We start from the raw sequence: 16,367 nt of genomic DNA on the forward strand, positions 1-16,367 counted from the left end.
TGACAGAATAATGAAACATATAATAAAGCACAAATGATATTCATATAATATAGTGTTATTTCTATTTTGCACCTTTTTGCAAATAGAATCAATAATAATAATATTATAACTATTTATTTATTATGTAGACAGTTGAATAATAATAATTTATACTACTAATAATTCACTAGTTTCAGAAGGGGAACTGAATTAATTCTAAAAAAATGGGGGAAAAAACATGAAGAAATGGTTAGCGGCAGTATTAATGATTACCATGTTAATCATTGCAGGGTGTAGCAATGATTCGGGTGGGGGAGTATCCACAGAAAACTCAACCATTCAAAAAGCACTAAAAAACAAAAAGTTAGTCATCGGGATGTCGACAGGATATTTCCCGTTTGATATGAAAAATCCAAACGGTGATTTCGTTGGATATGACGCAGACACTGCAGAAGCACTTGCGGCTGCACTTGGGGTGGAAATTGAGTACAAACAATTTACTTTTGACGGTCTTATTCCTGCACTACAAACTGGGGAAGTAGATATGGTATTCGCTGGTATGACGATTCGCGGAGACCGTGCACTTGCAGTAAGCTTTGCCGATCCATACTTCCAAACTGGTCAAGCAGTAATGCTTCCAGGATCAGATACAGCGACTAAAACATGGCAAGACCTAGATGTAGCAGGCAAGAAAATTGCAGTAGGTATCGGAACTACTGGTGCATTGCTTGCAAAAGATGTATTTAAAAACGCAGAAGTAATGGACTTCGAAAACTTCCCAGATGCAGCAGCAGCTCTAGCAGCAGGAAAAGCGGATGGGATCGTTTATGACGAGCCGGCAATCGCGGTTTGGAAATTACAAAATGGAGACAAAGTAAGACAATTAGAAGGTTTAATCTCAACTGAAAACCTAGGAATCGCACTGAAGAAAAATGATTTTGAAACAATCCAATGGGTAAACTCATTCTTAAACAGTTACCTAGGAAGCCCAGCAGAACTTGCATCTCGCGAAAAATGGTTTGAAACTTCTGACTGGTTAGGTGAAGTAGTAGAAGAGTAGGACACTCTGGCAATCTAGAGGAGGTACAACGATGACATACGACTGGAGTGTTATCCCGCGTAATATGGACGTCTTTATTGACGGGGCCTTAAAAACATTAGAAATTTCTTTATTAGCCATTCTTATTGCTATCCCAATAGGCGTTATCTTTGGAATGGGGCGTATTTCGAAAAACAAGATTTTCAGATTGATATCTTCTATTTATGTAGAAATCATTCGCGGTGTTCCACTGCTTGTTTTACTTATTTGGATTTATTTTGTACTTGGACAATTCTTAAAGCTTGGTTCCTATTGGGGAGCGATTTGGGGACTTGCAATATTTGCAGGTGCATTCATTGCAGAAATCGTTCGTGCAGGTATTCAAGCTGTACCAAAAGGACAGATGGAAGCGGCACGATCACTTGGCATGTCTCATGCAAAGGCAATGACGCATATTATTTTGCCACAAGCATTTAGACGAGTATTGCCACCACTTGCATCACAATTTATTATGCTAATAAAAGACTCGTCTCTTGTATCAGTAATTGCAGCGACTGAGTTAACACTAAACGCAAAAAACCTAGTAGCAACATCGTTCCGCTCAATCGAAGTATGGACATTCGTTGCACTAATCTATTTCATCATGACATTCAGCTTATCACTAATCATTCGATACTTCGAAAAACGATTACTGAAAAGCGAAACATAACGGCAAGGAGGGTGTACCCAAATGATCTCTATTAAAAATGTCAATAAAAGCTTCGGTGCCCACCACGTCCTAACCGACGTTTCGCTCGAAGTACCAAAATCGAATGTAGTAGCACTAATCGGACCAAGTGGCGCAGGAAAATCAACCGTCATCCGAACGATCAATGCACTAGAGCCAATCGACAACGGAGAAATCATCGTCGATGGAATATCCATCCACGATAAAAAAACGGACATCAACAAAGCGCGACTAAACATCGGCTTCGTATTCCAAAGCTTCAACCTGTTTCCGTTTCTAACAGCACTAGAAAACGTCACAATTTCACCGATGAAAGTAAAAGGGCTTTCCAAACAAGAAGCAGAAAAAAGAGGGAAAGAACTACTAACATCACTCGGTCTAGGAGACAAATTCGACTCGTATCCAAGCAGACTCTCAGGTGGCCAACAACAACGTGTAGCCATCGCACGAGCACTCGCAATGGACCCGCAAGTCATGCTATTTGACGAACCAACATCCGCACTCGACCCAGAAATGGTAACCGAAGTGCTCGATGCCATCCGCAAATTAGCAAAAGACGGCATGACCATGGTCGTCGTAACACACGAAATGGGCTTCGCCAAAGAAATCTGCGACGAAATAGTCTTCATGGCAGACGGCAAAATAGTCGAGCGCGCAGCACCAAACAAATTCTTTTCTAACCCAGACACGCAACGCGCCCAAGACTTCTTATCCAAAGTACTAAACCACTAGACTCGTCTAGTGGTTTTTCTTTGGATAAAACATATAAGGATTGAGTACCACATAATCCATCTGGAGTACCACATAACTTAACCCGAGTACCACATAATCTACCTTGAGCACCACATAACCAGACCCAACCGCCACATACATCAATCAAACAATTGCCTTCCGCCTAACAATCTGCTAACCTATACCCATATCGATAGAAAGGAGCAATTACAATAGAAATCATTAGACCAGAATCCGCTGACCATCAAGCACTAGCCCGACTAAAAGCCCGCCTACCAAAAGACCACGAAAAATACCCGACCATTCTAGAAAAAATAGACCAAATAAACGCCGGCTATTACGGGGAATTACGCGTAGACAAATTCATTGAAGAAGTACAATTTCCACACCGAGTGTACATCATTCCAGACCTACACATCCGCCTCCACGCGACAAGATACATCCAGATTGACACCCTAATCCTAACGCAATCCTATATCCTAATTACCGAAGTCAAAAACATAACAGGTATCCTTCTATTCAAAGGATATCCAAACAAACTATTGCGAATCAAAGACAACAAAGAAGAAAAACCACTCGATTGTCCCATCGTCCAACTAGACAGAAACTCCGATGGAATCAGCATAATCTTAACGAAAGTTAACCTAATGCTACCTATTCACCAAGCACTCGTTTTCCCATCCAGAAACACAATAATCGAAAATGCTCCTAAAAATCGAAATATCTTTTTCGTAAAACAATTCCCTTTGTTTATCCAAAACCTAAACAAATTACCACCAGTTCTAACCGAAGAACAACTCTCCTTTTTTGCAAACAAACTAATAAGTTTAAATAAGAACTTTCCATCAAAACCGCTATGCGAACGATTCAACATAAATCCCCAGAACTTGAAGAAAGGAGTCCTATGCAAACATTGCGATGCTACACTACTAAGAAAATCCCTACGAACTTGGATATGCAACACCTGTAAAACTAAAGACACCAATCCGCTTCCGAGAAATATAGAAGACCTATTTATGCTAATCAAACCCAACATATCAGTAAAAGACTGTATGTACTACTTGCAAATAAACTCCAGATACACAATCTATAACAGCCTACAAAAAATGCACTTACAAAAAAGCGGTCATAAAAAATCAACCCAATATACCAAAATTACACAACCGACTATTCAAAAATAAAAAGGAAGCCAATCAAACACGTTGGCTTCCTTTTTCCATCCAAAACTCACGACCACCGCATAACTTGTTGCGAGTGCCACATAAACCAGCTGGACTACCACATAAATCAAATTGACTACCACATAAACAAGCCTGACCACCACATAGCACACTCCGGACGAGACTCATAAAAGAATGGACTATAATAACCTAGGATTACACAACAGCAAAATCAAACAAGTATTCATCAAATCTGCTAACTTACTGTTTTGATGGTCTGCACTACGCGTATTTAGTGAGTCCGCGTTTATACATGGTGCCTAACTAAGCAATAAAGTTTACCATTTCGATTTGGCATTTTCCTCTATACGTCAGGTATTAGCCCCTATTCTAACAACGAGACACCTACTTTGCCTCAAATACACTTCAAAACAACAAAATCTTACTTCAATAATTAAAATTCTAAAACTTAACTTATGAGTATTGAGTTGTCTAGTCCTAATTTAAGTTATTTCATAAAAGTAAACCTCTAAGGGGAACATTTGTTCTGCGCACCAAACGTTTAAACGGCACCTGGTCTATTCTAAAATGTGATGATTAATCGAACAATTAGTTAATCAAATACTCTAAAGTTTTATTTTTTTCTGAAAACATGTTGATTTATAAGTTATGAAATTATATAATTCAAATTATAAGAAAATTCGAAACACTGTTCCGATAATCGGAACACTAATGGATGGGGTGCATATAATATCGGAGAGTTAAAATCGTTAGTTAATGCAATACAAGTTTTAGAATTGTTTAAGAAAAAGAGTAGTTGGGGTGTACGGGAGATTTCGCGGGAAGTAAATCTGGGGACTACAGTGGTGCACAGGATTCTCTCTACTTTTGAAACAATGGGCTATTTAGTGGTAAATGAAGTAACGAAGCAGTATGAGGTTGGATTTAAGATGTATGAGTTTAGTTGGATGTTCAAGGAAAGTATTTCATTTGTTGATATTGTTAGACCTTACATGAAGGACTTAAGCAATAAAGTTGGAGAAACAACTTTTTTAACTTGGAGAGATGATTTATACGGAACATCGATAGCAGTAGAGGAAAGTAAAGTTCAAAGTATTCGATTTATCTTTGATATAGGCTCGAAAAGACTTTTACATGCAGGTGCTTCCAATCTGGTCATTTTAGCTTTCGTTCCAGAAGAAGACTTGGCTAGGTTACTCGATGAGCAATTGGTTAAGTTCACAGATTATACACCAATGACAAAAGAGGAAATTCTTCAACGCTTGACAATTATTCGAGAGCAAGGATGGTATTGTACGTTTGGGGAAGCTACGAAAGATGTAACTGGTATCGCGGTGCCTATATTCGATTGTCGCAATGAAGTGATGGGTTCATTTACAATTGCGGGACCAACATATCGTTTACATGAAGGGACTATTCAAGAAAACGTAGCTAGTCTGTTAGAAATGAAAGAAGTGGTTCAGAGATATATCATAGACTTCAAAATTACTAGACAAAATATTAATCAATATACTTAGGGGGATATTTATGAAAAGAAAATTATTATTAACTATAACAATGATAGTTTCGCTATTAGTAATGGTTGCTTGTAGTGGCGAAAGCTCGACTGCTGGGACTAGTAGTTCGACCGCTAAAAAAGATAGACCTTTTGTTTATGTGGCACAACAAGTAGTGGGGACGGTTGACCCAGCTAAGCATACAGATGAAACAGAGCTAATTGCGATATTGAATACTTATGATCCATTAGTTTATCCGAAAATAGAAGAAGGTGTAATGGATCCAGGTCCTCACATTGCAACAGATTGGACAACTTCAGAGGATGGAAAAGTTTACACGATCAACATTCGTGATGATGTGAAATTTCAAAGCGGTAATGCATTAACTGCAAACGATGTAGTGTATTCGATTCAACGAATGATGGAGATTAACCAAGGTTTTTCATGGTTATGGACAGGTATTTTAGAGGCTGAAAATGTAGTTGCATTAAATGATACACAAATTCAATTTACACTAAATAGTGCATACGCACCTTTCATCTCAACTTTGACACAGTTATTCATTGTCGATAGCAAATTACTTCAAGAAAACCAAAAAACAGGTGAATACGGAGACAATGGTGACTACGGTTTAGCTTATTTAGAAAATACAACAGCTGGATCAGGTCCATATACTTTAAAAGAATGGGATCGTGGAGCACAGTTAACATTTGCTAAGAGCGACTCATACTGGAAAGGTTGGTCTGAGAATCAACTGGAAGAAATTCAAATGAAAATTATTACTGAACAAGCTACTGTAAAAACAATGTTAAATTCTGGCGATGCTGATATGGTTCACCAATGGTTAACTGTAGACACGTATGAAGAATTTAAAAAAGCATCAGGTATTGTAGTCCAAGAAGATCCAAGTGTTCAATTACAACACTTACCGATCAATACGCAAAAAGCACCTACAGATGATATAAATGTGCGCAAAGCAATTCTATATGCATTCGACTATGAAACTGCTAATAATCAAATATTAAATAAGGCAACACAAGCTGTTGGTCCAGTGCCAATTCTTGTACCTGGACACAATGATGATTTAGTTTCATATCAACGTGACGTGGAAAAAGCAAAAGAATATTTAGCGAAGTCTAAATATGCAGGTCAAGATTTAGAAATAGAATTTATGTATTTGGCGGATACACCATCTCAACGACAATTAGCACAATTATTACAAAGTAACTTAGCCGAGATTGGCATTACTGTTAAATTAAACGGTGGACCATGGACAGCTGTAACAGAGGCTACAGCAAATGTCGAGACAACTCCACATTTAGTAGCTATTTCAGATACTTTAAAATACCCGCACGTAGATAGCCATACGTACGGAATTTATCATCCAAGTGCTCATGGAAGCTATCGTTCATCCAGCTGGTATGATGATAAAGCTACAACAGAAGTATTAGAAGCTGCACGTAAATCAACTTCTGAAGAGGAACAAATGTCATTGTATAAACAAGCGCAAGAACTCATAAATGAAAATGCACCTTCCATTTACATTGCAAATCCTAACCATAGAATTGCTTTCCGAGATTATGTAGAAAACTATAAATACGTTGGAATCTTAGGATATGATTTAGGTTTCTATTACTTGCGAGTGAAATAAAAACTTGGAGAGGGGGAGGTATTATTGAATACCTTCCTTTTTCATAAAATGAATAGGAAGTGGACTGATGAAAGAATTTTTAATCAAACGTATTTTGCAAATGATCCCTGTCTTATTAGGCCTTTCCATCCTGATTTTCGCTCTATCGCGTGTTATGCCGGGGGATTCTATTCGTTTAAAACTAGGTCCCGAAGCTACCATTGAACAAATAGAAGCGATGGAAGAATCAATGGGCTTAAACGATCCAATTTACGTTCAGTATTTTAATTATATTAAAGGTGTTTTTAAAGGGGATATGGGGATTTCCCTTCAATCTGATCGAAATGTAGCGGTAGATATTTTTGAAACCTTTCCCGCGACATTTGAATTAATGATAATTGCGATGCTTATCGCCATCGTAGTTGGTGTTCCTCTAGGAGTCATTTCTGCGGTGAAGAAGGATAAATGGCAAGACCATTTTACACGGATTATTTCGTTGTCGGGTGTAGCTCTACCAAAGTTTTGGATTGCGATTATGCTTCAAATTGTTTTTGCCTACTGGTTCTCTTTATTGCCGGTCGTAGGAAGAGGAAATATTGTGCCAGAGAATATTACGGGTATGCGCCTATTCGATAGCATACTTACATTGAACTTTCCGGCCTTTATTGATTCTTTAAAACATATTATCTTGCCTTCCATTGCACTATCCATTGCAACGACCGCGCAAATTATGCGTTTAACAAGATCGAATATGCTTGAGCAATTAAAGAAAGATTATATTTTAGCATCAACCTCTTATGGCCTACCAAAAGTCATGATTGTATATAAATATATGCTTAAAAACGCATTTGCTTCAACTTTAACGATTATCGGACTATCCTTCGGTGCTTTACTCGGAAATGCCTTTTTAGTAGAAGCAGTTTTCGGATGGCCAGGAATGGCACAGTATGGTGTACAAGGTGTTATTTATAAAGATTATAACGCCATTGTAGGGGTGACCTTAGTCATTGGTGCTGTGTTTGCAATTACCAATTTAATAGTTGATATTTTGTATGGCTTGATAGATCCACGTATTAAATATAATGCTTAGGCGGTGAGAAAAAATGAATGCAGAAAACTCTTCAAACATACCAGTAACGCCTGCTTTTAATAGTAGAAAAGAAGAATGGAAACGCTCTTGGTACAAAATGAAAAAAAGTAAATTAAGCATGCTAGGGCTAATCATGGTTATCGGAATTATTCTAATTGCCATATTTGCACCGGTAATAGCACCTTATCCAGGGGATGCAGTAGGTAATACGATTGCGTTCGATAAAATGAATCAGCCGCCAAGTTTAGAGCATTTCTTTGGAACAGACGAAGTAGGAAGAGATATCTTAAGTCGTATTATTTATGGGGCTAGAATTTCTTTAGTACTAGGAATTACTGTATTAGCGATTGCAATCGGCATTGGTGTACCACTTGGTCTAATTGCAGGCTTCTGGGGTGGAAAAGTAAATGCTGTTATCATGCGCATAACAGATATATTTTTAGCGATTCCTTCATTAGTATTAGCTTTGGCTGTTGCAGCTATTTTGGAACCAACGTTAATGAATATTATGATTGCCATTTCTTTTGGCTGGTGGCCATGGTTTACTCGTTTAGTACAGGGTGAGGTACTTAGCTTAAAGTCAGAACAATTTGTACTAGCAGCTGAAGGGCTTGGAGCAAGTAAATGGCGAATTGCCTTTACGGAAATTTTACCAAACTGTACATCAACAATCATTGTAAAAGCAACATTAGACATGGGCTTCGTTATTTTAACAGGTGCGAGTCTAGGATTCTTGGGTCTTGGAGCTCAACCTCCGATTCCGGAATGGGGAACAATGATTGCAGAGGGACGTGTCTATTTACCTGAAATGTGGTGGCAAGCTACTTTCCCTGGTCTTGCGATTTTATTTACTGTTTTAGGATTCAACTTATTAGGTGACGGCTTACGCGATGTATTTGATGTTCAGGTAGACGGGGAGTGAATATAAATGGCAGAAGCTTTATTAGAAATTGAAAATTTAAAAGTTAATTTCTCGTCTTATGAGGGAGTTTCCCAAGTCATTAATGGGGTGAGCATAAAGGTAAATAAGGGAGAAGTTATCTCTTTGGTAGGAGAATCTGGCTGTGGGAAATCTGTTACAGTGCGCTCGATTTTAGGTCTTGTACCGACTCCTCCTGCTCAATATGTTGAAGGCGATATAAAATATGAAAATAAAAGTCTGTTAGAACTTAATCAAAAAGAATGGCAAGAGCTTAGAGGCAGCGGAATTTCAATGATTTTTCAGGATCCAATGACTGCTTTAAATCCAGTTTTTACTATCGGTGAACAACTGATGGATGTATATATGTGGAAAGGGAAGAGTCGGAATCTGTTCAATGGAGTGTTTGTTAGTAAAAGCCTCAAGCAGGAAGCATACAAACGAGCTATTGAAGTATTGAACAAAATGCGGATTCCAGATCCCGAAGCCATTATGAAAAGATATCCAGTCGAACTGAGTGGCGGTATGCGTCAACGAATTGTCATTGCTTTAGCACTAATGCATACACCAAAGCTACTAATTGCCGATGAACCAGGAACTGCACTGGATGTATCGGTTCAAGACCAAATTTTATTGGAGTTAAAGCGTCTTGTGAAAGAAGAAGGAATTTCGATGATTTTCATAACGCATAATTTGGGTGTAGCCCGTATTATTAGTGACCGTGTGTATGTTATGTATGCGGGGGAAGTAATCGAACAGGGAAATTCAAATATACTATTTGAACAATCCTACCATCCTTATACAAAAGGATTATTGTCATCCATACCAAAGTTGAATGGAGAAATGGGTGATGGAATCGATGGGAAAATTCCCAACTTCTTAGACCCGCCAAAAGGTTGCCGATTCTATGATCGTTGCGAGGTTCGTAAACCTATATGTGAATACACTCGCCCAAACTTAATAAGGGTGGAAGAGAATAGAGAGGTAGCTTGTCATCTTTATAGAGAGGAGGCTTAACTATGGCGCAAGATACCGTTTTAGAAATAAATCAGTTAAAAAAATACTTTCCTATTACGAAAGGTTTCTTTAAGAAGAAAGTGGGCGATGTGAAGGCTGTCGATGATATTTCCTTAAATTTAAAGCGAGGAAGTACATTAGCCATCGTTGGTGAATCAGGCTCTGGTAAAACAACTTTCGCAAAATCAATTATGCGATTTTATGACGTCACAGAAGGTTCCATTATATTTGACGGTCGTGATATTACGAACTTAACGGCAAATGAATTAAAAAAATTGAAGCAAGAAATGCAAATGGTTCACCAGGACCCATCTACATCCTTAAATCCAAGAAAAAAAATAAAAGACATTTTGGAAGCTCCTTTAAAAATTCATAATATCGGTGACGCAAAATCACGAGAGGCTCGTGTGAAAGAGCTTATTAGATTAGTAGAGTTGCCAGAAGAATTTTTAAACCGGTATCCACATTCTTTAAGTGGTGGACAAAAGCAACGTATAGGAATTGCCCGTGCATTAGCTTTAAATCCTAAATTATTATTATTGGATGAGCCTACTTCAGCGCTTGACGTTTCGGTTCAAGCGAAAATTATTACATTATTGCGCGACTTGCAGGAACGACTTAACCTAACATATCTATTCATTACCCATGATTTAAGTTTAGTTCGTAATTTTGCGGATAACGTAGCTGTAATGTACTTAGGTAGTGTCGTGGAATATAGCGATGTGGAAACTTTGTATAAACATCCACAAAACCCGTACACGCAATCTTTACTTTCATCTATACCAGTAGTAAATGAAAATGAACAATCAATGCTTCCTCACAAAATTCCGTTGGACGGTGAAATCCCTAGTCCAACGAAAATGCCTTCGGGTTGCAAATTTCATACACGTTGTCCATATGCCACTGAAAAGTGTCTAGAAAGACCTGCTTTTACGAAAACAAAATATAACACATATACAAGTTGTCATTACGCGGAAGAAATAGATAGCGGAAAGGTGAAGTTGCATGTATAAAGTAGAAAAGTTAACGAAAGACCATATTGAACCTTTAGTAATCGGTGGTTGTATTTTAGGTGGCGGTGGTGGTGGTTCCCGCCAGTCCGGACAACAATTAGCGGAGCTTGCCTTTGAACTAGGAGAGCCGGAAATCCGTCAAATCGACACGTTTTCGGATAATGACATCATTTTGACTGTCTCAGGTGTTGGGGCCCCAGCTGCTAAAAACCAATATTTAAAACCAACCGATTATATGCAAGCGGTTGACATGATTGTGGATAGTATGCCGAGTAAGCCTGTAGCATTAATGACCAATGAAAACGGAGGAGCAGCAACAGTAAACGGTCTATTGCAATCGGCAATTATGGGTATACCAGTTGTCGATGCAGCATGTAATGGTCGTGCACATCCTACAGGGATTATGGGCTCAATGGGCCTTCCCTTTTTAGAAGATTATGAATCTATCCAAGCGGGTGTAGGAGGAAAAAAAGGAACGAATTATAGAGTAGAAGTTCTGACGAAGGGGCATCTAGATACTTGTTCCAAACTTATCCGACAAGGAGCAGTGCAAGCAGGGGGAGTTGTCGCAGTGGCACGTAACCCAGTAAATGTCCAGTATGTAAAAGAAAATGGGGCGCTGAATGCTATCTCTCATGCTATTGAAGTTGGCACAGCCAATTTATCTGGAAAAACACCTTTCGAAAAAGTCGAAAATTCTTTGAAGGTGCTTGGGGGGGAAGTTTTTGCAAAAGGAAGTGTAGAAAACTTCGAATTAAAAACGATAGATGGTTTTGATGTAGGATTCCTCCATATTAAGACAGCAGATGCAAAATTTAGCTTAACATTCTGGAATGAGTATATGACAGTCACAGGGGAAGATGGAACTCGTTTTTCAACATTCCCAGATTTAATCATGACTTTCTCTGCAGAAACAGGGTTACCAGTCACATCAGCTGAACTGGTTGAAAACCAAGAAGTATTTATAGGTACAGCACCATATGAAAACCTTCGCTTAGGCAGAGGAATGTATATTGAAGAAAACTATGACATTATCGAACAAGTATTAGATATCGAACTAAAACCTTATTTAACGAAACTATTTCAATAGAAGAAAAGGGGAAATTAATATGGCACTTAAACAAACAATGCAAGTAATGGATATTATAGATAGTCCAAATGTAGGGGGACAACAGATCGTTGATTTATTTAAAGGATTTAAACATGTAGAAGTAGATTACACAACTGTTAACGGGGAGCAAGGCTCTACTGATTTTGTGAAAATTATAGTTGCTGGTACTAATGGTAAAAGAGCAGGTGGAACAGCACGAACACTTGGTGTTGTAGGTCGTTTAGGCGGAGTAGGGGCACGACCAGCACGTATTGGAATGGTATCGGATGCTGATGGAGCAGTTGCAGCTGTATCGACGGCACTAAAATTGGCTGAAATGTCTGAGAGAGGTGATCGTTTACTTGGTGATGTAGCAATTACGACACATATTTGTCCGAATGCACCTACTGAACCTCATGAGCCAGTAGATTTTATGGGCTCGCCAGTAGACATTTTAACGATGAACCAACATGAAGTATTAGATGAGGTAGATGCAATCATTTCTATTGATACTACAAGAGGTAATCAGGTGATCAACCATAAAGGAATTGCACTTTCACCGACTGTTAAAGAGGGCTATATTTTAAAATTCAGTGATGACCTGTTACGTATAATGACGATGACTACAGGAGAGCATCCTATTACATTTGCGATTACAACTCAAGATATTACACCATATGGTAACGACGTATATCATATTAATAGTATATTACAACCGGCCGTTGCGACGGATGTTCCAGTAGTAGGATTAGCACTTACTGCACAATCAGCGGTACCAGGTTGTGGGACTGGAGCTAGTCATGAAGTGGATATAGCACAAGCCGTACGTTTTTCTATAGAAGTAGCAAAAGAATTTACAGGAAATATAACGGAATTTTATTCGGAAAAAGAATTTGCTCATTTACAAAAACTATATGGTTCGATGAAAGTGCTACAAACACTAGGTGCTACAGTTGAAAGCTAAAAAGAAAATAGGGGTGATTACGATTGGACAATCTCCTCGCATCGATTTAATACCAGAAATCACACCCTATTTTGATACGAACTGTGAAATTATAGAAGCCGGAGCATTGGATAATCTTACGCAGGCTGAAATCGATCAATTATTCCCAAAGGATGACGAGGTGTCGTATGTATCGCGTTTAAGAAATGGATCCTTTGCTACAATGTCTAAAAAACAAATTGTTCCACTCATTCAGCAACGAATTGATGATTTTGAACAAACGATGGACTCTATTATTTTGTTATGTACAGGTACTTTCAATGATTTGAAGTGTAATAAAACTCTGCTTTTCCCTGATAGGATGTTATCAGGTCTAGTATCTGGAGTAGTAACAAATGAAAAAATCGGTGTAATAATTCCGATTGATGAACAAATGGACAGTGTTGGGGAGAAATGGAATGGGTATCAAGTAGAATTTGCAGTAGCCAACCCATACGTAAATGACACTGATTTTGTTCAAGCAGCGAACCAATTGAAAAATTCAGGAGCAAAATATATTATAATGGATTGCATGGGATACACCCAAAAGCATAAGGAAATTGTACTAAGTGAAACAGGTATCCCAGTAATACTTGCTAGAAGTGTAGTTGCAAGAGTTGCATCGGAATTATCATGAATGGGAGCTGGACGATCGATGAGTGAATTTGAACAAACAGTAAAAGGAATATTACGCAATAACTTTGCATTTGAACCAACTGCTAAAATGTTAGTGTTGGGTGATACCAGTACTAGCATTTTAGCAAAAAGATTCGTAGAAGCATTGAAAAATGATGAACGGTTAGCTGATTATATGGAAATGTTAGATCGTAGTCGATCTGGTGAGGAACCTCCTCAAGAAATATCAGATACGTGGTTAAAGTACGATGTAGTATTCTGTCTAACAAAACATTCATTAACGCATACAGTTGCTAGAAAAAATGCGAATGCGAATGGTGTAAGTGTTATTACGATGCCAGGCATTACCGAAGACATGTTCATAAACGGAGCTATGAAAGCGGACTATTCTTTAGTAGAAAAAGAAACAATTGAAATGGCAGAAAAGTTAACGCAAGCCAAAAGTTTGTCTGTAACAACAGGAGCGAACGGTGAGTATACATTATTTATGCCACTTGAGAAACGTCCGGGGATTGCCTCTACCGGTGTTTTTAAAGAGAAAGTTGCTTCGGGCAATTTACCTTCTGGAGAAGCATATATAGCTCCAATTGAATATGAGGCAGAAGGTCAAATAGAAATTACAGGGTCTATTGCAGGAATCGGATTATTGTCTGAACCAGTTGTGCTAACAATTGAAAAAGGTAGGCTAATAGAAGCAACTGGAGAAATCGGAAAAAGACTTTTCAGTATACTAGGTAGCGGGGACGGCCGTTTACTATGTGAATTGGGAATTGGAACGAATTATGAGGCTAGAGTAACTGGCCTTATACTAGAAGATGAAAAAGCTTACAACACCATCCATGTAGCATTTGGTTCAAATCATACATTTGGCGGAGTTATTAATACAGATGTACATATTGATTGTGTAACGATTGGACCAATATTGAAGTGGGAATAGTATCTGAACAATTGTCTTGCTAAGAGACACCTTTTGGTAAGCTGGGATTTAGTTATTATTTTTAAGACAATAAAAGAGGCTGGGACAAACCCAGCTTGAAAATGAATAGCCCTGGAAGTTTTACTTATTAGTAAAATTTCCAGGGTTACATTTTTAAGGAGAAAAAAGTACATCTTCTGACAAAATTTATGTTCTGCTACAAAACTTATACAGCAAGAAAAGTCCTGATGTATAAAGGTCAAAACATACATCGATTAAGTTTACCTTTATATTTAGCAGTTAAATTACAAGGTAATGATATTTTGTTTTCTATCCACTATTTAGTGGATAGTATTCTACACTACGCGTTTAATTCCTTCGTACGATACACTGGCTGTTCTGCTTCTTTCTTCTGTAAAATCAGTTCCCTAAAGCAACAAGTGAATCCACTCATATATCCAAAGTTCCTAAAAACTCATTTAGTTGCCAAACCCATCCTCCTTCTCAAAAAAACTCTTTCAAATTTCTGATTATTTGTTATTATTAAATAAAAACAAAAACAAACAAAGGAGAAACCACAAAATGCTCAAAAATATTCCAAAATGTCTTTCACCTGATCTCCTAAAAGTATTAATGGAGATGGGGCATGGTGATGAAATTGTCATTGCTGATGGAAATTTCCCGGCGGCATCACATGCACGAAATCTTATTCGCTTAGATGGTCTCCATATTCCTGAAGTACTGGAAGCGATATTACTCCTTATGCCGCTAGACACTTATGCCAGTTCTTCTATCTTTTATATGATGCACGGACCGGAAGCAAGCACTCCTCCAATATGGTCAGAGTACAACAATATTCTTAAACAAACCGGAAACAGCAATATCATTCCAACAAAAGTAGAACGATTCCAATTTTATGAGCAAGCGAAACAAGCCTATGCGGTCATTGCCACAAGTGAACAGGCGCTATATGCCAATATAATTCTAAAAAAAGGCGTTATCACTTAATGAAAGGGGAAATCTAATATGCTAGTACCAGAAAGACATAAAAAAATCATCACGATTGTAAACAAAAACAAAACAGCTCGGGTCTCAGAGTTGAGTAAAGTTCTAAAAGTATCAGAAGAAACAATACGACGTGATTTAGAAAAACTGGAAACGGAAGGAAAACTCACACGCACGCACGGTGGCGCATTTTCCACGCAAGAAGAAGAGGGGGACATTCCATATTTTCAACGAGAAGTAATGAATCAGGAAGAAAAAATGGCAGTCGCTAGAGAGGCAATCAAACTTATTAAAGATGATGACATTATTTTTCTGGATGCCAGCTCAACTGCACTTTATCTCGCAAAACTATTAACAAATCATAAAATAACCGTCTTAACAAATTCCATCCGTGTGACAATGGAACTTGCCGGTCTACCGAATGTCCAGGTTGTCGTAGTTGGCGGAAATCTATCTCCAACGTCGCTGTCACTTGTAGGTCCTTTAACGGTCAACACACTAGAGCGCTACCATGTAAATAAAGTATTTTTCTCATGCAAAGGGTTGCATAAACAATGGGGAATTAGTGATTCTAATGAGCAGCAGGCAATCGTTAAACGTAAAATGATAGAAATGGCGGATGAAAAAATACTCTTATTGGATCACACGAAACTGGAGAAAAAAGCGTTTGCCCATATTGAAAAAGAAGATATGCTGGATACGATTATTATTGATAGCCAAGCAAATAAAACATATTTACAGTATTTCGAAGAAAAAAACATAGCCATTTTATATGCATAAATGGGTTGAAGCCCATTTATGTGGCATATAGTAAACAAAACAAAAATAATATTCAGAAATTATTAAATATTCTATTGATTTTATAAAAAAATTCATTTATAATCAACAAAAACACAGATAAACAAAAATAAAACC

At 37.9% G+C, this 16,367-nt stretch carries 16 protein-coding genes; all 16 read left to right on the forward strand.

Annotated elements, in window-relative coordinates; genetic code table 11:
* Window positions 1–217 precede the first annotated feature (217 nt).
* The 16 genes from ACIQ38_RS02175 to ACIQ38_RS02250 all read left to right on the forward strand — a co-directional run bounded on the left by ACIQ38_RS02175 (window position 218) and on the right by ACIQ38_RS02250 (window position 16,232).
* Window positions 218–1,039: a transporter substrate-binding domain-containing protein gene (locus ACIQ38_RS02175; RefSeq protein WP_402817376.1), complete on the forward strand. Its 822-nt coding sequence runs from the start codon at window positions 218–220 to the stop codon at window positions 1,037–1,039.
* Between the two features lie 31 nt (window positions 1,040–1,070).
* Complete coding sequence (locus ACIQ38_RS02180) at window positions 1,071–1,727, forward strand: amino acid ABC transporter permease (RefSeq protein WP_402817378.1); 657 nt, start codon at window positions 1,071–1,073, stop codon at window positions 1,725–1,727.
* Window positions 1,728–1,748: 21 nt separating this feature from the next.
* Window positions 1,749–2,477: an amino acid ABC transporter ATP-binding protein gene (locus ACIQ38_RS02185; protein ID WP_402817380.1), complete on the forward strand. Its 729-nt coding sequence runs from the start codon at window positions 1,749–1,751 to the stop codon at window positions 2,475–2,477.
* 323 nt (window positions 2,478–2,800) lie between these two features.
* Complete coding sequence (locus tag ACIQ38_RS02190) at window positions 2,801–3,658, forward strand: nuclease-related domain-containing protein (protein ID WP_402819558.1); 858 nt, start codon at window positions 2,801–2,803, stop codon at window positions 3,656–3,658.
* Between the two features lie 731 nt (window positions 3,659–4,389).
* Window positions 4,390–5,175, forward strand: coding sequence for an IclR family transcriptional regulator (locus tag ACIQ38_RS02195; RefSeq protein ID WP_402819561.1), 786 nt, complete (start codon window positions 4,390–4,392; stop codon window positions 5,173–5,175).
* 10 nt (window positions 5,176–5,185) lie between these two features.
* Window positions 5,186–6,805 carry an ABC transporter substrate-binding protein gene (locus ACIQ38_RS02200; RefSeq protein WP_402817382.1) on the forward strand — a complete coding sequence of 540 codons (1,620 nt, stop codon included), beginning with the start codon at window positions 5,186–5,188 and terminating at the stop codon, window positions 6,803–6,805.
* 67 nt (window positions 6,806–6,872) lie between these two features.
* Window positions 6,873–7,874: an ABC transporter permease gene (locus ACIQ38_RS02205; protein ID WP_402817384.1), complete on the forward strand. Its 1,002-nt coding sequence runs from the start codon at window positions 6,873–6,875 to the stop codon at window positions 7,872–7,874.
* A 13-nt stretch (window positions 7,875–7,887) separates the two neighbouring features.
* Window positions 7,888–8,796 (forward strand): ABC transporter permease, encoded by a 909-nt coding sequence (locus ACIQ38_RS02210; protein ID WP_402817386.1) that lies wholly within the window; start codon window positions 7,888–7,890, stop codon window positions 8,794–8,796.
* 6 nt (window positions 8,797–8,802) lie between these two features.
* A complete protein-coding gene (locus tag ACIQ38_RS02215) occupies window positions 8,803–9,810 on the forward strand; it encodes an ABC transporter ATP-binding protein (RefSeq protein WP_402817388.1) in 1,008 nt (335 codons plus the stop codon).
* Window positions 9,811–9,812: 2 nt separating this feature from the next.
* Complete coding sequence (locus tag ACIQ38_RS02220; RefSeq protein WP_402817390.1) at window positions 9,813–10,823, forward strand: ABC transporter ATP-binding protein; 1,011 nt, start codon at window positions 9,813–9,815, stop codon at window positions 10,821–10,823.
* A complete protein-coding gene (locus tag ACIQ38_RS02225; RefSeq protein ID WP_402817392.1) occupies window positions 10,816–11,913 on the forward strand; it encodes an S-methyl thiohydantoin desulfurase domain-containing protein in 1,098 nt (365 codons plus the stop codon). Before ACIQ38_RS02220 ends, ACIQ38_RS02225 begins: the two co-directional genes overlap by 8 nt.
* Window positions 11,914–11,932: 19 nt before the next feature.
* Window positions 11,933–12,877: a DUF1177 domain-containing protein gene (locus ACIQ38_RS02230; protein ID WP_402817394.1), complete on the forward strand. Its 945-nt coding sequence runs from the start codon at window positions 11,933–11,935 to the stop codon at window positions 12,875–12,877.
* On the forward strand, window positions 12,867–13,532 hold the full coding sequence (locus tag ACIQ38_RS02235; RefSeq protein ID WP_402817396.1) for an AroM family protein: 666 nt from the start codon (window positions 12,867–12,869) through the stop codon (window positions 13,530–13,532). The genes ACIQ38_RS02230 and ACIQ38_RS02235 overlap by 11 nt, the downstream gene beginning before the upstream one ends.
* Window positions 13,533–13,550: 18 nt before the next feature.
* On the forward strand, window positions 13,551–14,468 hold the full coding sequence (locus ACIQ38_RS02240) for an aminopeptidase (protein WP_402817398.1): 918 nt from the start codon (window positions 13,551–13,553) through the stop codon (window positions 14,466–14,468).
* Window positions 14,469–15,029: 561 nt separating this feature from the next.
* Window positions 15,030–15,455, forward strand: a complete 426-nt coding sequence (locus tag ACIQ38_RS02245) for an RbsD/FucU family protein (RefSeq protein WP_402817400.1) — start codon at window positions 15,030–15,032, stop codon at window positions 15,453–15,455.
* 18 nt (window positions 15,456–15,473) lie between these two features.
* Window positions 15,474–16,232, forward strand: a complete 759-nt coding sequence (locus tag ACIQ38_RS02250; protein WP_402817402.1) for a DeoR/GlpR family DNA-binding transcription regulator — start codon at window positions 15,474–15,476, stop codon at window positions 16,230–16,232.
* Window positions 16,233–16,367: the final 135 nt, after the last annotated feature.

This window comes from Psychrobacillus sp. NPDC096389 (assembly GCF_044762855.1).
GTDB lineage: Bacteria > Bacillota > Bacilli > Bacillales_A > Planococcaceae > Psychrobacillus.

Excerpts from the sequence above, each read along its gene's own strand:
- ACIQ38_RS02175 (WP_402817376.1), top strand. The coding sequence starts at position 218 with ATGAAGAAATGGTTAGCGGCAGTATTAATGATTACCATGTTAATCATT.
- ACIQ38_RS02180 (WP_402817378.1), top strand. The coding sequence starts at position 1,071 with ATGACATACGACTGGAGTGTTATCCCGCGTAATATGGACGTCTTTATT.
- ACIQ38_RS02185 (WP_402817380.1), top strand. The coding sequence starts at position 1,749 with ATGATCTCTATTAAAAATGTCAATAAAAGCTTCGGTGCCCACCACGTC.
- ACIQ38_RS02200 (WP_402817382.1), top strand. The coding sequence starts at position 5,186 with ATGAAAAGAAAATTATTATTAACTATAACAATGATAGTTTCGCTATTA.
- ACIQ38_RS02205 (WP_402817384.1), top strand. The coding sequence starts at position 6,873 with ATGAAAGAATTTTTAATCAAACGTATTTTGCAAATGATCCCTGTCTTA.
- ACIQ38_RS02210 (WP_402817386.1), top strand. The coding sequence starts at position 7,888 with ATGAATGCAGAAAACTCTTCAAACATACCAGTAACGCCTGCTTTTAAT.
- ACIQ38_RS02215 (WP_402817388.1), top strand. The coding sequence starts at position 8,803 with ATGGCAGAAGCTTTATTAGAAATTGAAAATTTAAAAGTTAATTTCTCG.
- ACIQ38_RS02220 (WP_402817390.1), top strand. The coding sequence starts at position 9,813 with ATGGCGCAAGATACCGTTTTAGAAATAAATCAGTTAAAAAAATACTTT.
- ACIQ38_RS02225 (WP_402817392.1), top strand. The coding sequence starts at position 10,816 with ATGTATAAAGTAGAAAAGTTAACGAAAGACCATATTGAACCTTTAGTA.
- ACIQ38_RS02230 (WP_402817394.1), top strand. The coding sequence starts at position 11,933 with ATGGCACTTAAACAAACAATGCAAGTAATGGATATTATAGATAGTCCA.
- ACIQ38_RS02240 (WP_402817398.1), top strand. The coding sequence starts at position 13,551 with ATGAGTGAATTTGAACAAACAGTAAAAGGAATATTACGCAATAACTTT.
- ACIQ38_RS02245 (WP_402817400.1), top strand. The coding sequence starts at position 15,030 with ATGCTCAAAAATATTCCAAAATGTCTTTCACCTGATCTCCTAAAAGTA.
- ACIQ38_RS02250 (WP_402817402.1), top strand. The coding sequence starts at position 15,474 with ATGCTAGTACCAGAAAGACATAAAAAAATCATCACGATTGTAAACAAA.